Source organism: Streptomyces sp. B15 (assembly GCF_018070605.1).
GTDB lineage: Bacteria > Actinomycetota > Actinomycetes > Streptomycetales > Streptomycetaceae > Streptomyces > Streptomyces smyrnaeus.
Window position 1 is genome coordinate 87,079 of the sequence record NZ_JAGPXJ010000005.1, and the last position, 18,944, is coordinate 106,022.

14 protein-coding genes are annotated in these 18,944 nt (G+C 71.3%); 8 read left to right on the forward strand and 6 right to left on the reverse strand.

Annotated elements, in window-relative coordinates:
* Positions 1–91 precede the first annotated feature (91 nt).
* Positions 92–919 carry a sugar phosphate isomerase/epimerase gene (locus KBY19_RS04430; RefSeq protein ID WP_185016915.1) on the forward strand — a complete coding sequence of 276 codons (828 nt, stop codon included), beginning with the start codon at positions 92–94 and terminating at the stop codon, positions 917–919.
* Positions 920–971: 52 nt separating this feature from the next.
* Here the strand turns inward: KBY19_RS04430 and KBY19_RS04435 are convergent, their stop codons facing one another.
* Positions 972–2,396 carry a S28 family serine protease gene (locus KBY19_RS04435; protein WP_099881156.1) on the reverse strand — a complete coding sequence of 475 codons (1,425 nt, stop codon included), beginning with the start codon at positions 2,394–2,396 and terminating at the stop codon, positions 972–974.
* A gap of 158 nt (positions 2,397–2,554) precedes the next feature.
* Here KBY19_RS04435 and KBY19_RS04440 point away from each other — a divergent pair, with 158 nt between their 5' ends.
* Together KBY19_RS04440 and KBY19_RS04445 are read left to right on the forward strand one after the other, a co-directional pair.
* Positions 2,555–3,052 (forward strand): NUDIX hydrolase, encoded by a 498-nt coding sequence (locus tag KBY19_RS04440; protein ID WP_185016916.1) that lies wholly within the window; start codon positions 2,555–2,557, stop codon positions 3,050–3,052.
* Positions 3,053–3,068: 16 nt separating this feature from the next.
* Positions 3,069–3,299 carry a hypothetical protein gene (locus KBY19_RS04445; RefSeq protein ID WP_185016917.1) on the forward strand — a complete coding sequence of 77 codons (231 nt, stop codon included), beginning with the start codon at positions 3,069–3,071 and terminating at the stop codon, positions 3,297–3,299.
* A 30-nt stretch (positions 3,300–3,329) separates the two neighbouring features.
* On the opposite strand, the gene KBY19_RS04450 is transcribed toward KBY19_RS04445, so the two are convergent.
* Positions 3,330–7,121 (reverse strand): ABC transporter ATP-binding protein, encoded by a 3,792-nt coding sequence (locus KBY19_RS04450; protein WP_185016918.1) that lies wholly within the window; start codon positions 7,119–7,121, stop codon positions 3,330–3,332.
* A gap of 546 nt (positions 7,122–7,667) precedes the next feature.
* Complete coding sequence (gene speB, locus KBY19_RS04455; protein WP_099881164.1) at positions 7,668–8,660, reverse strand: agmatinase; 993 nt, start codon at positions 8,658–8,660, stop codon at positions 7,668–7,670.
* 112 nt (positions 8,661–8,772) lie between these two features.
* On the opposite strand from speB, the gene KBY19_RS04460 reads away from it, so the two are divergent.
* On the forward strand, positions 8,773–9,597 hold the full coding sequence (locus tag KBY19_RS04460; protein ID WP_247690582.1) for a phosphatase: 825 nt from the start codon (positions 8,773–8,775) through the stop codon (positions 9,595–9,597).
* On the opposite strand, the gene tesB is transcribed toward KBY19_RS04460, so the two are convergent.
* The 3 genes from tesB to KBY19_RS04475 form a co-directional block, all read right to left on the reverse strand.
* Positions 9,564–10,487: an acyl-CoA thioesterase II gene (tesB, locus tag KBY19_RS04465; RefSeq protein WP_099881166.1), complete on the reverse strand. Its 924-nt coding sequence runs from the start codon at positions 10,485–10,487 to the stop codon at positions 9,564–9,566. The two genes, KBY19_RS04460 and tesB, sit on opposite strands and share 34 nt — an antisense overlap.
* Positions 10,488–10,530: 43 nt before the next feature.
* Positions 10,531–11,688 carry an acyl-CoA dehydrogenase family protein gene (locus KBY19_RS04470; RefSeq protein ID WP_099881168.1) on the reverse strand — a complete coding sequence of 386 codons (1,158 nt, stop codon included), beginning with the start codon at positions 11,686–11,688 and terminating at the stop codon, positions 10,531–10,533.
* Positions 11,689–11,836: 148 nt separating this feature from the next.
* On the reverse strand, positions 11,837–12,469 hold the full coding sequence (locus tag KBY19_RS04475; protein ID WP_210965193.1) for a TetR/AcrR family transcriptional regulator: 633 nt from the start codon (positions 12,467–12,469) through the stop codon (positions 11,837–11,839).
* A gap of 205 nt (positions 12,470–12,674) precedes the next feature.
* On the opposite strand from KBY19_RS04475, the gene KBY19_RS04480 reads away from it, so the two are divergent.
* The 4 genes from KBY19_RS04480 (at position 12,675) to KBY19_RS04495 (ending at position 18,901) form a co-directional block, all read left to right on the forward strand.
* Complete coding sequence (locus KBY19_RS04480) at positions 12,675–14,351, forward strand: carboxyl transferase domain-containing protein (protein ID WP_185016920.1); 1,677 nt, start codon at positions 12,675–12,677, stop codon at positions 14,349–14,351.
* 76 nt (positions 14,352–14,427) lie between these two features.
* Positions 14,428–16,671, forward strand: a complete 2,244-nt coding sequence (locus tag KBY19_RS04485) for a biotin carboxylase N-terminal domain-containing protein (protein ID WP_210965194.1) — start codon at positions 14,428–14,430, stop codon at positions 16,669–16,671.
* Positions 16,668–17,732 carry a hydroxymethylglutaryl-CoA lyase gene (locus tag KBY19_RS04490; RefSeq protein WP_185016922.1) on the forward strand — a complete coding sequence of 355 codons (1,065 nt, stop codon included), beginning with the start codon at positions 16,668–16,670 and terminating at the stop codon, positions 17,730–17,732. The genes KBY19_RS04485 and KBY19_RS04490 overlap by 4 nt, the downstream gene beginning before the upstream one ends.
* A 2-nt stretch (positions 17,733–17,734) precedes the next feature.
* On the forward strand, positions 17,735–18,901 hold the full coding sequence (locus KBY19_RS04495) for an acyl-CoA dehydrogenase family protein (protein WP_099881177.1): 1,167 nt from the start codon (positions 17,735–17,737) through the stop codon (positions 18,899–18,901).
* The last annotated feature ends 43 nt before the right edge of the window (positions 18,902–18,944 follow it).

An 18,944-nucleotide genomic window follows, 5' to 3' on the forward strand; every position in this document is an offset into this window, starting at 1 on the left:
GGTCCGATGCGCCGGGCAGCACCGGCGCGCTACGGCCGACACGTCCTTCCGGAACCTTGCCGGAGGGCGGGGCATCTGGTCGGGTGAGCCCATGCGACTCGCGTTCTCCACTCTCGGCGTTCCCGGTGTGCCCGTCCCCGAAGTGCTCCGCCTGGCCGACCGCTCGGGCTTCCACGGGGTGGAACTGCGTGCCCACCCCGAGGAACCCGTGCACCCGGGTCTCGGCCGGGACGAGCGGCAGCAGGTGGTGCGGCAGTTCGCCGAGTCCGGCATCCGGCTCCTGTGCGTGGCCGGGTATCCGCGGATGGCCGACAGCGGCGACGACGCGCCCGTACTCGACGAAGTGCGCGCCCTGGTGGAGCTGGCACACGACCTGGGCGCGCCGTACGTCCGGGTCTTCCCCGGGGGCGGCCCCGACCGCGCCACGGGCGATGCGACGGCCGTACGACGCCTGCGGCAGGCCGCCACGATCGCCGCCGGTCTGGATGTGCGGGTGCTGCTGGAGACGCACGACTCGCACAGCACGGGCGCCGACGCGGCCAGGGTCCTGGACGCGGTGGACCATCCGGGCGCCGGAGCGCTGTGGGACGTGATGCACACCTGGCGCGGTGGCGAGGAGCCCGAAGAGACGTACCGGCTGCTGGGCCCGCACCTGGGCTATGTGCAGGTGAAGGACATCGCCTCGCGGGAGGACACGACGCCGCTGCCACCCGGCGAGGGGGTGCTGCCGCTCGCCGACGTCGCGGAGCTGCTCACCCGCGCCGCGGACGCCCGGACGCCCGCCCCCGGGGAGGGGACGGGCGTCGAGTGGCTGTGCTGGGAGTACGAGAAGCGCTGGTACCCCCGGGTGAGTGAGCTGCCCGAGCTGCTGCCGCGAGTACGCGAGCATCTGCTGGGGCTGCTGGCCGACGCCGCCTGAGCGACACGGCGCGGCGGAGACGGCCGGGCGGAGACGCCCGGCCGATCCGGCGTCAGGGACGCAGCTCCAGCGTGTCCTTCCGCGGCTTGTCCAGCTTCTTGTCGTACGCGGTCAGCCGCTTGGGCTTCTTGTCCGGGTCGACCTTCAGACCCGCGAACTCCAGCACCATGCGGGTCGCCGCCGCCCGGTCGTCCTCCTTGAGCGTGGCGATCTTCGCGCCGTGGTCCTGCCCGGGCGCCCAGTAGACGGCGGTGTCCTCGGTGTGCCTGCCGGGACGGAACGGCTCGGCGCCCCAGGGGTCGTTCTCGCCGTAGACGAAGAGCATCTGCGAGGAGCGGTGGCGCACCCAGCGGTCGATGTCACGCATCGCCCTGTCGTGCTTGTTGAACGCCATCGGGATGCTGCGCGGCACATAGGTGCGGGGCACGTTCAGGCCCGGGTACTTGCGCACGTCGTCCAGCAGGGGCTCTTCATAGTCCGGGGACCCCATCTGGGTGCCCGCCTGATAGTAGTACGGGACGTACGGGGTGATGCCCTGGTCGGTGCCGGCGGACCAGCCGCCGATCTGGTCGGCCCACTTGTAGAGCGTGTCGGTGGAGGCGTCGGTGGCCGGCACCTGGTCGCACTCGCTCTCCAGGTTGTACTGCCAGTAGGCCCATACGAGGTCCTGGGCGACCAGTTCGAACGCCTTGTCGGCGCTGCCCGCCAGCTTGAAGGTGTAGTCGTTCTTCTTCGCCCACGCCTTGATCCGCTGGACCATCTCGCCGCGCCGCTCGAAGATCTCGTGCTGCACGCCGTTCAGCCGGTCGCGGCACTCCTTGGAGCCCACGTTCCGGAAGAACTTGTAGTAGGCCGAGTCCTCGTCGTTGCGCACGTCGTTGGGGGCGACGTAGGGGACGGTGCCGTCCATGTCGTGCGGGTAGTAGCGGCGGTAGTAGGTCGCCGTCATGCCGCCCTTGCTGCCGCCGGTCGCGATCCAGTTCTTGCTGTAGATCTTCTTGAGTGCCTTGTGGATGCGGTGCTGGTCGCTCGCCGCCTGCCAGATGGTGAGCTTGGACCAGTCCGCGGGCTGCGGGCGGGAGGGGGTGAAGAAGCGGTACTCCATGGAGACCTGGTTGCCGTCCGTCAGCTGCGTCGGCTCACTGCGGCTGGGGTTGGTGTTGAGGTTGTAGCCGCTGGTGAAGAACACCGTGGGACGGTTGGTGTCCTTGTGCAGGATGGAGATGCGCTGCTTGAACGTGCCCTTGCCGGGGTGCCTATGGTCCACCGGCTGTTCGTAGTTGAGCAGGAAGAAGCGGTATCCGTCGACGGGCTTCTCCTCGATGAGGCTCATCCCGGGCACCGCGAGGATGCGGTCCTTGATGTCCGTGTCGGCCGCCGTCCCGGCCGTGGTGGCGGCCCCCGCGGTGGCGCTGCCGACGCTGAAGGTGCCTATGAGCACCACCAATGACAGCAGCCATCTGAGCGTTTTACGCATTCACCCTCCCCTTACTTCGCCAAAAGTCGTCGAGAACCTATCCGCGTCCGACCGGCTCCGCCAGACCCCCGGAGCGACCAGGTGTACGGAATACGGGAGCGCGCGCACCGCTCAGCGGTGCCGGAAGGGCTGTCGTCGCCCGGGGTTACGCTGCCGCCATGACTGATCCCGCGACCTCGCCGACACCCGCCCCGCTGGCCACGGGTCCGCGCGGGATGCGGCTGCTGTCCTTCCACCGCGAACCGGAGGACACCCGCTTTCCGGACGCGCCCGTCGGCTATGTGCTGCTGGCCGTCCGGCACGGGGGCAGACTGCTGATGGTGCATGTGCGCAGCCGCGCCTGCTGGGAGCTGCCGGGCGGCGGTATCGAGGAGGGCGAGAGCCCGCGTGCGGCGGCGGCACGCGAACTGCGCGAGGAGACCTGCCAATCGGTCGAGCCGGCCGCCCTGCGCTTCGCCGGTTTCGCCCGCACCGCGCTGGGGCCCGAGCAGCGTGTCCTCTACGGCGCCGTCTACACCGGGGAACTCACACAGGTGCTCCCCTTCACCGCGACCGACGAGATCTCCGCCATCCACTGGCGCACGGGGCAGGAGCCGTTGCCCTACGGCGAGGTGCAGACGGTGGACGAATATGTGGTCGGCCTCTGCGGCACCTGAGGCGTACCGTCGGCGCATGCCGAGACCGCAAGGATTCACCTACGAGCAGCACGACGCGACGGCGGCCGTGGTGATCACCCACCACGGCCGCCCGGTCACCACCCTGCGCGGTCCGCGCGCCGACCGCTTCCTCCGGGAGGTCCGCGCCGGTGACGCGCAGTTGGTGATGGCCCGCTGGACGGGCAACTACAAGCGCGGCAACGAGCGTGCAGCCCGCGCCCATCCACGCAACCGCGGCGCACGCTGAGCCCGCCCGTACGGCGCCGCCCGGTCCGCCTCACACGCGGGACGGGCTCGCGGGTGTCCTCTCCCCCGTGAACGTCCGCCACAGCTGCGCGTAGCGCCCGTTCCGCGCCACCAGTTCCTCGTGCGTCCCGTCCTCGACGACCCTTCCGTGGTCGAGCACGACCACCCGGTCGGCACGCGCGGCAGTCGTCAGCCGGTGCGCCACCACCAAAGTGGTGCGCGAACCGGCCAGTCGGTCCGTCGCCTGGTTGACCAGCGACTCGGTCGCCAGATCCAGCGCCGCGGTCGCCTCGTCCAGCAGCAGGATCGCCGGATCCACCAGCTCCGCCCGGGCCAGCGCGATCAACTGCCGCTGTCCGGCGGACAGATTGCGGCCCCGCTCGTCCACCTCGTGCAGATAGCCGCCCGACAGGGAGGCGATCATGTCGTGCGCGCCGACCGCCCGGGCCGCCGCCTCCACCTCGGCGTCGGTGGCGTCCATACGGCCGTAGGCGATGGCGTCCCGGACGGTGCCCGGGAAGAGGTACGGCTCCTGGGGGACGACTCCGAGCCGGTGCCGGTAGCCGGTCGGATCGATCTCGCGCAGATCCTGACCGTCGACCAGGACAGCGCCCCGGCTCGGGTCGTAGAACCGCGCGACAAGCTTGACCAGCGTGGACTTGCCCGCGCCGGTCTCCCCCACGAAGGCGACGGTCTGACCGGCCGGGATGGTCAGCCCGACGCCCGAGAGCGCGGCCTCGTCCCCCTGGGTGCCTTCCGGGTCGGCGGTGGCGTAGCGGAAGTGCACGTCCTGGAACTCGATCCGGCCGTCCACCGCCGTCACCTTTCGCGGTGAAGCGGCCTGCGGCGTGCTGCTCTTCTCATGCAGCAGCTCCTGGATACGGCGCAGCGAGACGGCCGCCTGCTGATAGCCGTCGAAGACCTGCGAGAGCTGCTGCACCGGGGCGAAGAACAGCTCGATGTAGAGCAGATAGGCCACCAGCGCGCCCGCCGTCAGTGTGCCGTTCTCGATCCGTCCGGCGCCGACGACGAGCACGGCGGCGGTCGCCACGGAGGCGAGGAGCTGCACGAAGGGGAAGTAGACGGATATCAGCCACTGGCCGCGCACCCGCGCCCGGCGGTAGCCGTCGCTGCGCCGCTCGAACTGCTCGGCGCCGCGCTCCTCACCGCGGAACGCCTGCACCATGCGCAGCCCGGCGACCGACTCCTGCAGGTCCGCGTTGACCACGCTCACCCGCTCGCGGGCCAGTTCGTACGCCTTGACGCTCTGCCTGCGGAAGAAGACCGTCCCGACGACCAGCAGCGGCAGCGTCGCGAAGACGACCAGCGCCAGCTCGACGTCGAGGACGAGCAGCGCGCCCAGGATGCCCAGGAAGGTGAAGAGCGAGACGACAGCGGTGACCAGACCGGTCTGCAGAAACGTCGACAGCGCGTCCACGTCGGTGGTCATACGGGTCATCACGGCGCCCGCTTGGTGCCGTTCGTAGTAGTCGAGCCCCAGCCGCTGCAGCTGCGCGAAGATCTTCACCCGCAGGGCGTACAGCACGCGCTCTCCGGTGCGCCCGGTCAGCAGCAGCGAGCCGATCTGTGCGCCCCACTGGGCGATGACCACGGCCAGTGCCAGCCCGGAGGCGACCCAGACAGCGCTCAGCGCGCCCCTCTCCACACCGTCGTCGATGCCGTGCCGGATCAGTACGGGCAGCATCAGTCCGAACCCGGCGTCCAGCGCGGCGAAGACCAGAGCGACCAGCAGCGCCTTGCCGAAGCCGCGCAGCAGCCGGCGGAGTCCGTAGTTGTCCTCGCGCTGTTCGGCACGCTCCTCGTCCACGTCCGGGGTGTCGTCGGCGGGTGGCAGCGCGGCCACTCTTGCGAGCAGTTCCGGGCTGCCGGGCAGGCCCGCCAGTTCGGCGCCGAAGGCACCGGGCCGTCCGGCCTGTGCCGCGGCGGTACCGGTGAGGCCCCCCTGATCGGCACCGTCGGCTTCCGGCTCCTGCTCGCGCACCCACAGCTCGGGCGTGACCCCGTCGACGGTGTCGTGCGCGTCGTGCACCGCCATCCCCGCGGGGTCGCGCTCCACCTCGCCGAGCTCGTCCGGGTCGGTCAGCAGCCGGCGGTAGAGCGCGCAGCGCTCGGTCAGCTCCTCGTGGGTGCCGAAGTCGGCCAGCCGCCCGCCCTCCAGCACCGCGATGCGGTCGGCCAGCGCCAGGGTGGATTGCCGGTGGGCGATCAGCAGCGTCGTACGGCCCGCCATCACCTCGCGCAGCGCCTCGTGGATCTCGTGTTCCACCCGGGCGTCCACGGCCGAGGTGGCGTCGTCCAACAGCAGCAGACGCGGGTCCGTCAGCAGGGCGCGGGCGAGCGCTATGCGCTGGCGCTGACCGCCGGAGAGGGTCAGCCCCTGCTCGCCGACGGCGGTCTCGTAGCCGTCGGGCAGCTCCTGGATGAAGCGGTCGGCCTGCGCGGCCCGGGCGGCGGCGCGGATCTCCTCGTCGGTCGCGTCGGGGGCACCGTAGGCGATGTTCTCCCGGATGGAGGAGGAGAACAGGAAGGGGTTCTCGGGGACGAGGCCGATGGCGGAGCGCAGTGAGTCCAGCGTCAGCTCGCGCACGTCCTGGCCGCCGACGCGCACCGCTCCGCCCGTCACGTCGTAGTAGCGCGGCAGCAGCATGGAGACGGTGGATTTGCCGCTGCCGCTGGCGCCCACCAGGGCGACCGTCTCACCGGGCTCGATGCGCAGGCTGAAGCCGTCCAGCACCGGGTTGTCCGGCGCGTAGCCGAAGGTGACGTCCTCGAACTCGACGGACGCGTCGGCGGACTTCGGCAGGGCGCGTGCGTAGGGGCTCTCGGCCATCTGCGGCTCGGTGTCGATCAGGTCGTAGACCCGCTCGACGCCTGCCCGCGCCTGCTGTCCGACGGTGAGCATCATGGCGAGCATCCGGACAGGGCCCACCAGCTGCGCCAGATAGGTGGAGAACGCGACGAAGGTGCCCAGGGTGATCTGGCCGCGGGTGGCCATCCAGCCGCCCAGCGCCAGCATGGCGACCTGGCCGAGGGAGGGCACCGTCTGGAGGGCCGGGGTGTAGCGCGCGTTGAGGCGTACGGTGCGCAGCCGGCCGGCGAACAGCTTCCGACTGATGTCCCGGAGCTTGCCGGTCTCCTGTGCTTCCTGGCCGAACCCCTTGACCACCCGGACGCCGGTGACCGATCCGTCCACCACGGAGGCGACCGCACCGGCCTGCTGCTGCGCGTACCAGGTCGCCGGGAAGAGGCGCTTGCGGCTGAGGTTGGCCACCCACCACAGCAGCGGGAAGACGGCCACCGACACCAGCGTCAGCAGCGGTGACAGGACGAGCATCACGACCAGCGCCACCAGGAACAGCAGCACGTTGCCGATCATCATCGGCAGCATGAACAGCAGGCTCTGCACCAGTTGCAGGTCGCTGGTGCCGCGACCGACGACCTGCCCGGTGGACAGCTCGTCCTGGCTGCGCCCGTCCAGCCGCACGATCGAGCGGTACATCTCGGTCCGCAGGTCGTGCTGGACGTCCAGGGCGAGCCGTCCGCCGTAGTAGCGGCGGGCGTAGGTCAGTACGTAGATGACGACGGCGGCGGCGAGCAGCAGCCCGATCCACGTCCACAGGCTGCCCTGGCCGCCGACCACCACCTCATCGATGATGATCTTGGTCAGCAGCGGGACCATCGCCATGACGGCCATGCCGCCGAGCGAGGCACCCAGCGCGAGCACGACCGCACGCCTGTACCGCCAGCAGTACCCGGCAAGCCGCCTGGCCCAGCCCGGCGTACTCGCACTCTCCTCCGTCACGACGTCCCCAGTCCCTTCGTGTTGGGCCTTGCCCCGACTCCCCTGCGGAAAGCCCAACATCGAAGGAGCGGATTTTCATTCCGGAGCGCCTGGGTCGAGGCGAAGGAGCGAGCGGTGAGGAAGGAGGGTGGGGAGAGGAGGATGAGGGTGACCGAAGGCGGCCCGGTGAGCCCTTGGCTCTTCCGAGGCCGCCCCGGCCACCGACGGCGCGTCCCTGGGTGCGTGCGGGCCGGCACCCCCCACGAGGCCAGCTCCGCGACCGCTCCGCGCCGTCTTCCCGCGGGATCGCTTGTGCAGTCTGTCGAGAACTTCCACGGAATGCACATCGACCGATCAAATCTAGTAACGTCACGTATTAAACCAGTGGCAGTCCGTGACTGAGCGGACGATTTGCCGGGGTTCGTCAAGCCCGCCCCGACCTGCACCGTTCGTCATGCCGTACGCGGGTGGCGGCACCGAGGTGCACGGCGGACCGCCCGGGCCCGGACGAGGACCGGAAGGACCCGGTCCCCAACACGGCCGGAACCCACTCATCCGGGCGCCCGCTCAGCCCCGGGCCGCCGCGATCTGCCGGGTCATCAGCGTCGTCAGCTCGTATGCCGTATGCGAGGCGGCAACAGAAGTGATCTCCGCGTGGTCGTAGGCGGGCGCGACCTCCACCAGGTCGGCGGAGACCAGATGGCAGTCGGACAGACCGCGCAGAATCTCCAGCAGCTCCCGCGAGGTGAGTCCACCCGCCTCGGGAGTGCCGGTCCCGGGGGCGTGCGCGGGGTCGAGCACATCGATGTCCACCGACACATACAGCGGACGGGAGCCGATGCGCTGCCGCAACTGGTCGGTCACCTCGTCCACCCCCCGCCGCATCACATCGGCGGCGGTGACGATGCCGAACCCCATCTTGGCGTCGTCGTCCAGGTCGCGCTTCCCGTACAGCGGCCCCCTGGTGCCCACGTGGGAGAGCGCCGAGGTGTCCAGCAGCCCCTCCTCGACCGCGCGCCGGAAGGGGGTGCCGTGCGTATAGGCGGCACCGAAGTAGGTGTCCCAGGTGTCCAGGTGCGCGTCGAAGTGCAGCAGTGCGACGGGGCCGTGCTTGCGGGCCATCGCGCGCAGCAGCGGCAGTGCGATGGTGTGGTCACCACCGAGCGTCATCAGCCGGGACCCGCTCTCCAGCAGGGACCCGGCCGCCTCCTCCACCGTTTCGACGGCCTCGCCGATGTCGAACGGGTTGACGGCGATGTCCCCGGCGTCGGCGACCTGGGCCAGCGCGAAGGGAGCGGCGTCCTGCGCCGGGTTGTACGGCCGCAGCAACCGCGAGGCCTCACGGATGGCGTTGCCGCCGAAGCGGGCGCCCGGACGGTAGGAGACGCCGGTGTCGAACGGGACACCCACCACGGCGACGTCCGCGCGGCCGCCCGTCTCGTCGATCCGCGGCAGCCGCGCGAAGGTCGCGGGGCCCGCGTAGCGGGGCACCCGGGAGGAGTCGACGGGGCCGCGGGGCGTCGGAACGCTGTCGGAGGGATGTATTTCGCTGCTGGTCATACCGTCGAGCGTAGGCGGAACGATGCCGTCCGCCGTTGGACGGTCCGAAGGAGCGTACGCCGCCTTTTGGACACTCCGTCCATCGAGTGTCCGTACGAGCCACAATGGCTACATGTCACAGCCTCTCTTGCCCGTGTCACTGCCCCTGCCGCTCCCGGAAGCGCCCTCCCGTGACGAACTCGCCGGCCACCTGGTGCGCACCCGGATCGCGGGGGACGTCGCCACGCCGCGGGAGAACAACCTGTCCCACTACCGCAAGCTCGCCAACGGCGACCGCCACTACTGGCTCGGCCTGGAACTGGGCGAGCGCTGGGCGGACGAGCAGGACGTGCTCGCGGTGATGGCCGAGCGCTGCGGGGTCAACGACGACCCGGACTACCGCACGGGCCAGGACACCATCGACCCGGAGCTGACCATGGCCGCGCTCGACCGCGCCGCCGCCGAGCTGCGCAAGGCGGCCGAGGGACGCAGCCGGGTGCTGTTCGCCACCGGCCATCCGGGAGCACTGCTGGACATGCACGGCACTCTGGCCACCGCGCTGCGCGCGGCGGGGTGCGACATCGTCCGCACCCCGCTGAACGTCTTCGCGGACGAGGGCGTCATCGTGCAGTTCCAGGGGGTCGCGGTCTACGAGCGGGGCGCCTCCCTGTGGCACACGCACTCCCCCGAGCCCATGGCGGGCGTGCTGCACGGGCTGGAGCAGGCCGGGGAGCCGCTGCCCGACCTGGTGGTGGCCGACCACGGCTGGGCGGGCCGCGCCGCGCAGCACGGACTGACCACCGTCGGTTTCGCCGACTGCAACGACCCCGCGCTCTTCCTGGGCGAGGCGGAGGGCACGCTGGAGGTCACCGTGCCCCTGGACGACCATGTGGTCGACCCCCGCTTCTACGAGCCGATGACGGCCTACCTGCTGGCCGCCGCCGGACTGGCCGGCTGACCGCTCTCCCCGCGCGGAACCCGGACGACCCCCTCCTGGATGACGGAGACGACCAGCCGCCCGTCCCGGGTGAAGATCCGCCCCTTGGCGAGCCCCCTGCCGCCCTGCGCCGTGGGTGACTCCTGGTCGTAGAGCAGCCACTCGTCCGCACGGAACGGACGGTGGAACCACATGGCGTGATCCAGGCTGGCTCCCACCACGTCGCCGACCGCCCAGCCGCCTCTGCCGTGCGCGAGCAGCACGGAGTCCAGCAGCGTCATGTCCGAGACATACGTCGCCAGACAGATGTGCAGCATCGGGTCGTCCAGCTCGCCGTCCAGCTTCCCGTTGGTGCGGAACCACACCTGCGAGCGCGGCTCGCTCGGCCTGCCCACCCTGCCGAACGGCGGCTCCTCGACGTAGCGCAGATCCACCGCGGCCCGCGCCCGCAACAGCCGCTCGGGCACCTGCGGGTCGGTGAACAGCTCCCGGTAGCGCGGAACGATCTCCTCCGCGGTCGGCAGCGTCTCCGGATCGGGTGCCTGGGGCATCGGCTCCTGGTGCTCCATCCCCTCCTCGTGCACCTGGAAGGAGGCGGACAGATGGAAGATCGGCTGCCCGTGCTGCACGGCCACCACCCGGCGGGTGGTGAAGGAGCGCCCGTCGCGTATCCGGTCCACCGTGTAGACGATGTGCGCCCCCGGGTCGCCCGAGCGCAGGAAGTACGCGTGCAGGGAGTGCGGCAGCCGTCCGGCCGGGACGGTGCGGCAGGCGGCAACCAGTGCCTGGGCCGCGACCTGGCCGCCGAAGACGCGGGGGACGACTGCGGGGCGGCTGCTGCCGCGGAAGATGTCCTGCTCGACCCGCTCCAGGTCGAGCAGTTCGAGCAGGGACGTCAGTTCTTGGCTCATGTACGTGATTCTGCCGAGGAGGGCTGCGCGGCGGTCGCGCCGTTCACAGGCCCATGGACTTCGCGACGATGGAGCGCATGACCTCGCTGGTACCGCCGTAGATGCGCGAGACACGGGTGTCGGCGTACAGGTTGGCGATCGGGTACTCCAGCATGTAGCCGTAACCGCCGTGCAGCTGGAGGCACTTGTCGATGACCCGGGCGGCGATCTCGGTGGTGAACAGCTTGGCCGAGGCGGCGTCGGCGGGCGACAGTTCGCCGGCGTCCAGCGCCTCCAGAGCGCGGTCCACGACGGCCTGCATCGCGTCGACGTCGGCCTTGCAGTCGGCGAGCACGAACTTGGTGTTCTGGAAGGAGGCGACCTCCTTGCCGAAGACCGTGCGCTCCTTCACGTACTGCTGCGCGAAGCGCACGGCCGCCGCGGACTGCGCGTAGGCACCGATGGCGATGCCCAGCCGCTCCTGCGGCAGGTTGTGGGTGAGGTAGGAGAACGCCTTGCCCTCCTCGCCCAGCAGGTCCTCGACGGGCACCTTGACGTCGGTGAAGGACAGCTCGGCGGTGTCGGAGGTGCGCAGCCCGAGCTTGTCGAGCTTGCGGCCGACCGCGTAGCCCTCGCTGTTGGCGTCCACGACGAGGATGGAGATGCCGCCGCGCCGGTCCTCGGGGGTCGGAGGGGCGGTGCGGGCGCAGACCAGCACCCGGTCGGCCTGGACGCCGCCGGTGATGAAGGTCTTGGCGCCGTTGAGGATGTAGTGCGTGCCGTCCTCGGAGAGCTTGGCGGTGGTCTTCATCCCGGCCAGGTCGGAGCCGGTGCCCGGCTCGGTCATGGCGATGGCGGTCATCATCTCGCCGGAGACGAAGGCAGGCAGCCAGCGCTTCTTCTGCTCCTCGTTGGCGTACTTGAGCAGGTAGGGGAGGCACAGCGCGGTGTGCACGCTGGAGCCGCCGAAGCTGACGCCCGCGCGGGCGCACTCCTCGGTGATCACGGCGTTGTACTTGAAGCTGGTCTCCCCGGCGCCGCCGTACTCCTCGGGGACCTCGATACCGAAAACGCCCAGTTCGCCGAGCTTCTTGTAGAACTCCTTGGGTACGTAGCCCTGCTCCGCCCACTGCGGGTAGTGGGGCACGACCTCCGCCGCGATGAAGTCGCGGATCGTCTGGCGGAACGCTTCGTGGTCCTCGTTGAACACCGTGCGGCGCACAGCACGCCTCCTCGTCGGGGTGGCAGTCTCGGCATGGCTAAGCGCTTGCTCAGTCCATGGGAGTCAAAGCTACCGAGCAGTCACGTCAACTGTCCAGGGCAGTCCGGGACGCCGGAGCCGCACACCCGCACACCCGCACGCTTCTTCGTCACTCGACGCGCTCCCGGGGCGCCGCCGCCGAGAAGGCGCCGCGCGCCAGGCGGTGCAGCAGCGCGGCCGTCGTCTCCCGGTCGGGCAGCGCCGAGGGACCGCTCAGATGCGGTGTCGAGTTCAGCAGCCCGAAGACGGTGTGCACCGAGACCCGGGCCTCCAGCTCGGTCAGATCCGGATACACCGCACGGACCGCGGCGACCCACAGCTCGACATACTGCCGCTGCAGCTTGCGGACCTGCTTGCGGTCGGTTTCCCGCAGCCGGTCCAGCTCGCGGTCGTGCAGCGTGATCAGCTCGCGGTCGTCCAGCGCGAAGTCGATATGCCCTTCGATCAGCGCGTCCAGCGCCGCCTCCGGCGCCAGGCCCGCCTCCGCCGACTCCTCGGCTCTGCGCCGCCCCCCTTCGTGGAGCCGCCGGCTGATCCCGACCAGCAACTCGGCCAGCATCGCGTCCTTGCCCGCGAAGTGGCGGTAGAGGCCGGGGCCGCTGATACCGACGGCGGCTCCTATCTCGTCGACACCCACCCCGTGGAAACCGCGCTCGGCGAAGAGCCGTGCGGCCTCCCGCAGGATCTGCTCCCGTCGGCCGGGTGCGGCCGTGCCTGCCGTCTTCGTGCTCATGCCGACCATTCTAGACAGCCGCGTTAGTGAGCGTTAACCTGGAGGCAGCGAGTTAACGATGGCTAACCGGCGACGGGCCGGATGACGGTCGGCGGCCGCCGACGCGTCGACCGTCACCGGCGACCGCCGCGTTGGCTCGGGTGCGCAGCGCCGGACGTGCGGTGGCGTGGCGCGATGAAAGTGGTGGTGTCGTGCGAGCGAGGGGGCCGGCCGGATGAACGAGCGAGCAGTGCGGGACGTGAGCGGGCACGGACCCGCGGCGCCACGCCTGGTGAGCGCCCTGGACCCGGGATCCGAGGCCGCCGCGGAGAACCGCAGGGCCCACCGCGAGCTGGCCGGGCAGCTCCGCGAGAAGCTGGCCCGCGCCCGGCTGGGCGGCGGAGCCCGCGCCCGCGAGCGGCACACGGCACGCGGCAAGCTGCTGCCCCGCGAGCGGGTGGACGCCCTGCTGGATCCCGGCTCCCCCTTCCTGGAGCTCTCCCCGCTGGCGGCGGACGGGATGTACGGCGACGCGGCGCCGGCCGCCGGAGTGATCGCGGGCATCGGCCGGGTCGCCGGCCGCGAGGTGGTGATCGTCGCCAACGACGCCACGGTCAAGGGCGGCACCTACTACCCCATGACGGTCAAGAAGCATCTGCGCGCCCAGGAGATCGCCCTGGAGAACCGGCTGCCGTGCCTGTACCTGGTCGACTCGGGCGGCGCTTTCCTGCCGATGCAGGACGAGGTCTTCCCCGACCGCGAGCACTTCGGCCGCATCTTCTACAACCAGGCCCGGCTGTCGGCCTCCGGCGTCCCGCAGATCGCCGCCGTCCTCGGCTCCTGCACAGCGGGCGGAGCCTACGTCCCGGCGATGAGCGACGAGGCGGTGATCGTGCGTGAGCAGGGCACCATCTTCCTGGGCGGACCGCCGCTGGTGAAGGCGGCGACCGGTGAGGTCGTCACCGCCGAGGAGTTGGGCGGCGGCGAGACGCACGCCCGGATCTCGGGCGTCACCGACCACTTGGCGGAGGACGACGCGCACGCGCTGCGCATCGTCCGCCATATCGTCGCCACCCTGCCCGCACCGCCCGCCGCCCCGGCCCTGCCCTGGGCCGTGCGACCGGCGGAGGAACCGGCCCTGGACCCGGCCGGCCTCTACGACGCGGTGCCCGTCGACTCCCGCACGCCCTACGAGGTGCGCGAGGTCATCGCCCGGCTGGTGGACGGCTCCCGCTTCCAGGAGTTCAAGGCGGAGTACGGCAGCACGCTGGTCACCGGCTTCGCCCATGTCCACGGCCACCCGGTCGGCGTGGTGGCCAACAACGGCATCCTCTTCTCCGAGTCGGCCCAAAAGGGCGCCCACTTCATCGAGCTGTGCGACCAGCGCGGCATCCCGCTGCTCTTCCTGCAGAACATCTCCGGCTTCATGGTCGGCAAGGACTACGAGGCGGGCGGCATCGCCAAACACGGCGCCAAGATGGTCACCGCCGTGGCCTGCGCCCGGGTCCCCAAGCTGACGGTGGTGATCGGAGGCTCCTACGGGGCCGGCAACTACTCGATGTGCGGCCGGGCCTACAGCCCGCGCTTCCTGTGGATGTGGCCGAACGCCAAGATCTCCGTCATGGGCGGCGAACAGGCCGCCTCGGTGCTCGCCACCGTCAAGCGCGACCAGTTGGAGGCGCGCGGCGAGGAGTGGAGCGCCGAGGAGGAAGAGGAGTTCCGCGCCCCTGTCCGCGCGCAGTACGAGACCCAGGGCAACGCCTACTACGCCACCGCCCGGCTGTGGGACGACGGCGTCATCGACCCCCTGGAGACCCGCCAGGTGCTGGGGCTGGCGCTGACGGCGTGCGCCAACGCCCCGCTGCCGCACCGCGATCCGGAGGCGCCCCGCTTCGGCGTCTTCCGGATGTGAGGGGCCGGAGATGACGCAGCCGAACGCCGGCCACGGGGCCGGGAGCGACGGGGCCGCAAGGGCGAGGAGAGGACCGATGTTCGACACGGTGCTGGTGGCCAACCGGGGCGAGATCGCGGTACGGGTGATCCGTACGCTGCGCCGGCTCGGAGTCCGTTCCGTCGCGGTGCACAGCGACGCGGACGCCGAAGCACGCCATGTACGGGAGGCCGACACAGCCGTGCGGATCGGCCCTGCGGCGGCGGTCCACAGCTATCTGAGTGCGGACCGGCTGCTGGAGGCCGCGCACCGCAGCGGCGCCCAGGCCGTCCACCCGGGGTACGGATTCCTGGCGGAGAACGCACAGTTCGCGCGGCGCTGCGAAGAAGCGGGCCTCGTCTTCATCGGCCCGCCCGCGGATGCCATCGAGCTGATGGGCGACAAGATCCGCGCCAAGGAGACGGTGCGCGAGGCGGCCGTCCCGGTGGTGCCGGGCTCCTCGGGCAGCGGGCTGACCGACGCCGAGCTGGTCGTCGCGGCACGGGAGACCGGTCTCCCGGTGCTCCTCAAACCGTCCGCGGGCGGCGGCGGCAAGGGCATGCGCCTGGTGCGCGACGAGGCGGTGCTGCCCGACGAGATCGCCGCGGCGCGCCGCGAGGCCCAGGGCGCGTTCGGTGACGACGGGCTGCTGGTGGAGCGGTGGATCGACCGGCCGCGGCACATCGAGATCCAGGTGCTGGCGGACGGGCACGGCAACGTCATCCACCTGGGAGAGCGTGAGTGCTCCCTCCAGCGCCGCCACCAGAAGATCATCGAGGAGGCGCCCAGCCCGCTGCTGGACGCTCCCACACGTCAGGCGATGGGCCGGGCGGCGGTGAACGCGGCACGCTCGTGCGGCTACCGGGGCGCGGGCACGGTCGAGTTCATCGTGCCCGGCGACGGCTCGGGGTCGTACTACTTCATGGAGATGAACACCCGGCTCCAGGTGGAGCACCCGGTCACCGAGCTGATCACCGGGCTGGATCTGGTGGAGTGGCAGCTTCGAGTGGCCGCCGGGGAACCGCTGCCCTTCGCCCAGGAGGACATCACCCTCGACGGGCACGCGGTGGAGGCCCGGATCTGCGCGGAGACGGCCCGCGTCACACCGGGTACCGAGGACGGCCATGTGGACTTCCTGCCCTCGGCCGGGCGGGTGCTGCTGCTGCGGGAACCGCAGGGCGAAGGCGTGCGCACCGACTCCGGGCTGTCGGAGGGCACCGAGGTGGGCACGACCTACGACCCGATGCTCGCCAAGGTCATCGCATGGGGCCCCGACCGGGCCGCGGCGCTGCGCGGACTGCGGGCGGCACTGGCGCGGACGACGGTGCTGGGAGTGGACACCAACACGGCGTTCCTGCGCGCCCTCCTCGCCCACCCCGAGGTGGCCTCCGGCCAACTCGACACCGGCCTGGTGGAACGCGCGGCGGCCGGGCTGCTGCCCGACAGCGTGCCCGCTCAGGTGTACGGCACGGCGGCGCTGCTGCGGCAGGCGGCGCTCACCCCGCAGACCGGAGCGGCGCAGGAGGCCGCTGCCGCATCGGGGGCCGGCCCGGACACCGCCTCCGGCACCGGCGCCGGGCCCGCCGGCTGGGTCAGCCCGTTCTCGGTGCCGTCCGGATGGCGGCTCGGTGGGCAGCGGGCCTGGACGGTGCACCATCTGCGGGTGCCGGGCCGCGATCCGGTGGCGGTGCGGGTCCGCCCGGCCGCCCCGGACGGCAGGCGCCCCGAAGGCCCGCCGCCGGGTGAGATGGAGGTCAGCGTCGATGGCGCCACCCCCGTGCGGGCGCGGCTGGCACCGGGTGCGACAGCGGACGGTGCGACGGTCCGGCTCGACTGGGACGGCATGAGCTGCACCTTCACCCGCGCACTGCACATGGAAGGCGACACCCCGGGGGTCTGGCTGGGCAGGGACGGCGAGGCCTGGCAGGTGCGCGGTCACGACCCGGTGGCGGACGCCCTACGCCGGGCCGGCGCCGCGCACGGCGCCGACGCGCTCACCGCGCCCATGCCCGGCACCGTCACCGTGGTCAAGGCGGCCGTCGGCGACGAGGTCGCCGCGGGCCAGAGCCTGCTGGTGGTGGAGGCCATGAAGATGGAGCACGTCATCACTGCCCCGCACGCCGGCCGGGTGGCCGAGCTGGAGGTGACGGCCGGCAGCACCGTGGCGATGGACCAGGTGCTCGCGGTGGTGGACCCGTTCGAGGACGGCGGAACGGCGGACGGGGCGAACACCGGCACACAGGTCGGCACACAGGTCGGCACACAGGCCGGATCGGAAGCCGGATCGGAGGTGGCGGGATGACGGACGCGGCCAACTGCACGGTCTCAGGAGGATCACCGGCCCAGTTGCCCATGGTCTTCCCGCTGGAGGGCCTGCCCGCCCGGGTGCGGATCCATGAGGTGGGACCGCGGGACGGCTTGCAGAACGAGTCGGCGATCGTCCCGGTCGAGGTGAAGGCGGAGTTCATCCGGCGGCTCGCGGCGGCGGGGCTGACCACCGTGGAGGCCACCAGCTTCGTCCACCCCAAATGGGTCCCGCAGCTCGCCGACGCGGAGGAGCTGTATCCACGGCTCGACGGTCTGTCGGGGGTGCGGTTGCCGGTGCTGGTTCCCAACGCCCGCGGGCTGGAGCGGGCGTTGGCGCTGGAGGCGCGGGAGGTGGCGGTGTTCGCCAGCGCCACCGAGTCGTTCGCGCACGCCAATCTGAACCGCACGGTGGACGGCGCGCTGGAGATGTTCGAGCCCGTGGTGGCCCGCGCCAAACGGGAGGGCCTTCGGGTGCGCGGCTATCTGTCGATGTGCTTCGGCGATCCGTGGGAGGGCCCGGTCCCCGTCGACCAGGTGGTACGGGTGTGCCGGGCGCTGGCCGGGATGGGTTGTGACGAGCTGAGCCTGGGCGACACCATCGGCGTCGCCACCCCCGGCCATGTCCACGCGCTGCTCGCGGCCCTCCGTACGGCCGGACTGCCCGCCTCCGGCGCCGCGAGCCCCGGCGCCGTGAGCCCCGGCACTCCCGCCTCCGGCCCGTCGGCTGCCGGTCCCACGCTCGCCGTGCACTTCCACGACACCTACGGCCAGGCCCTCTCCAACACCCTGGCGGCGCTGCAGAACGGTGTAACCACGGTGGACGCCTCCGCCGGAGGGCTGGGTGGCTGCCCGTACGCGAAGAGCGCCACCGGAAACCTCGCCACCGAAGACCTCGTCTGGATGCTGAACGGGCTCGGCATCGAGACCGGCGCCGATCTGGCCGCCCTCAGCGCCACCAGCCTCTGGATGGCCGAGCGGCTGGGCCGGCCCAGCCCGTCCCGTACGGTCCGCGCCCTCGCCGGCACGGCCTCCCCCCTCTCTTCCCAGGAGCAGTGACCATGGCACTCGACCACCGACTGAGCCCCGAGCATGAGGAACTGCGCCGCACCGTCGAGGAGTTCGCCCACGATGTGGTCGCACCCAAGATCGGCGAGTTCTACGAGCAGCACGAGTTCCCGTACGACATCGTCCGGCAGATGGGCTCCATGGGCCTGTTCGGCCTACCCTTCCCCGAGGAGTACGGCGGCATGGGCGGTGACTATCTCGCCCTCTGTCTCGCCCTGGAGGAACTGGCCCGGGTCGACTCCTCCGTCGCCATCACGCTGGAGGCGGGGGTGTCGCTGGGTGCGATGCCGCTGTATCTGTTCGGCACCGAGGAGCAGAAGCGCGAGTGGCTGCCGCGGCTGTGCGCGGGCGAGATCCTGGGCGCCTTCGGACTGACCGAGCCGGAGTGCGGATCGGACGCGGGCGGCACCCGCACCACCGCCGTCCTGGACGAGAAGACCGACGAATGGGTGATCAACGGCACCAAGTCCTTCATCACCAACTCCGGTACGCAGATAACGGGGCTGGTCACCGTGACAGCCGTCACCGGCCGCAAGGACGACGGCGCACCACGCATCTCCACGATCATCGTGCCGTCCGGCACTCCCGGGTTCACCGTCGCGCCGGCGTACTCCAAGGTCGGCTGGAACGCCTCGGACACCCATGAGCTGTCCTTCACCGACGTCCGCGTTCCGCACGCCAACCTGCTCGGCGAGCCGGGCCGCGGCTACGCCCAGTTCCTGCGCATCCTCGACGAGGGCCGCATCGCGATCTCCGCGCTCGCCACGGGACTCGCCCAGGGCTGCGTGGACGAGTCGGTGCGCTACGCCAACACCCGTACGGCCTTCGGGAAGCCCATCGGTGCCAACCAGGCGATCCAGTTCAAGATCGCGGACATGGAGATGCGTGCCCACACCTCGCGGGTGGCCTGGCGCGACGCGGCCGCACGGCTGATGGCGGGCGAGCCGTTCAAGAAGGAGGCGGCGCTGGCCAAGCTGTACTCCTCGGAGATCGCCGTCACCAACGCCCGCGAAGCCACCCAGATCCACGGTGGCTACGGCTTCATGAACGAGTATCCGGTGGCTCGTATGTGGCGGGACGCGAAGATCCTGGAGATCGGCGAGGGCACCAGCGAGGTGCAGCGCATGCTGGTGGCCCGCGAGTTGGGGGTCGGCCAGTGAGGGCACCGCTCACGGCGGCAGCCGGACCGGGGGTGACCCGGGC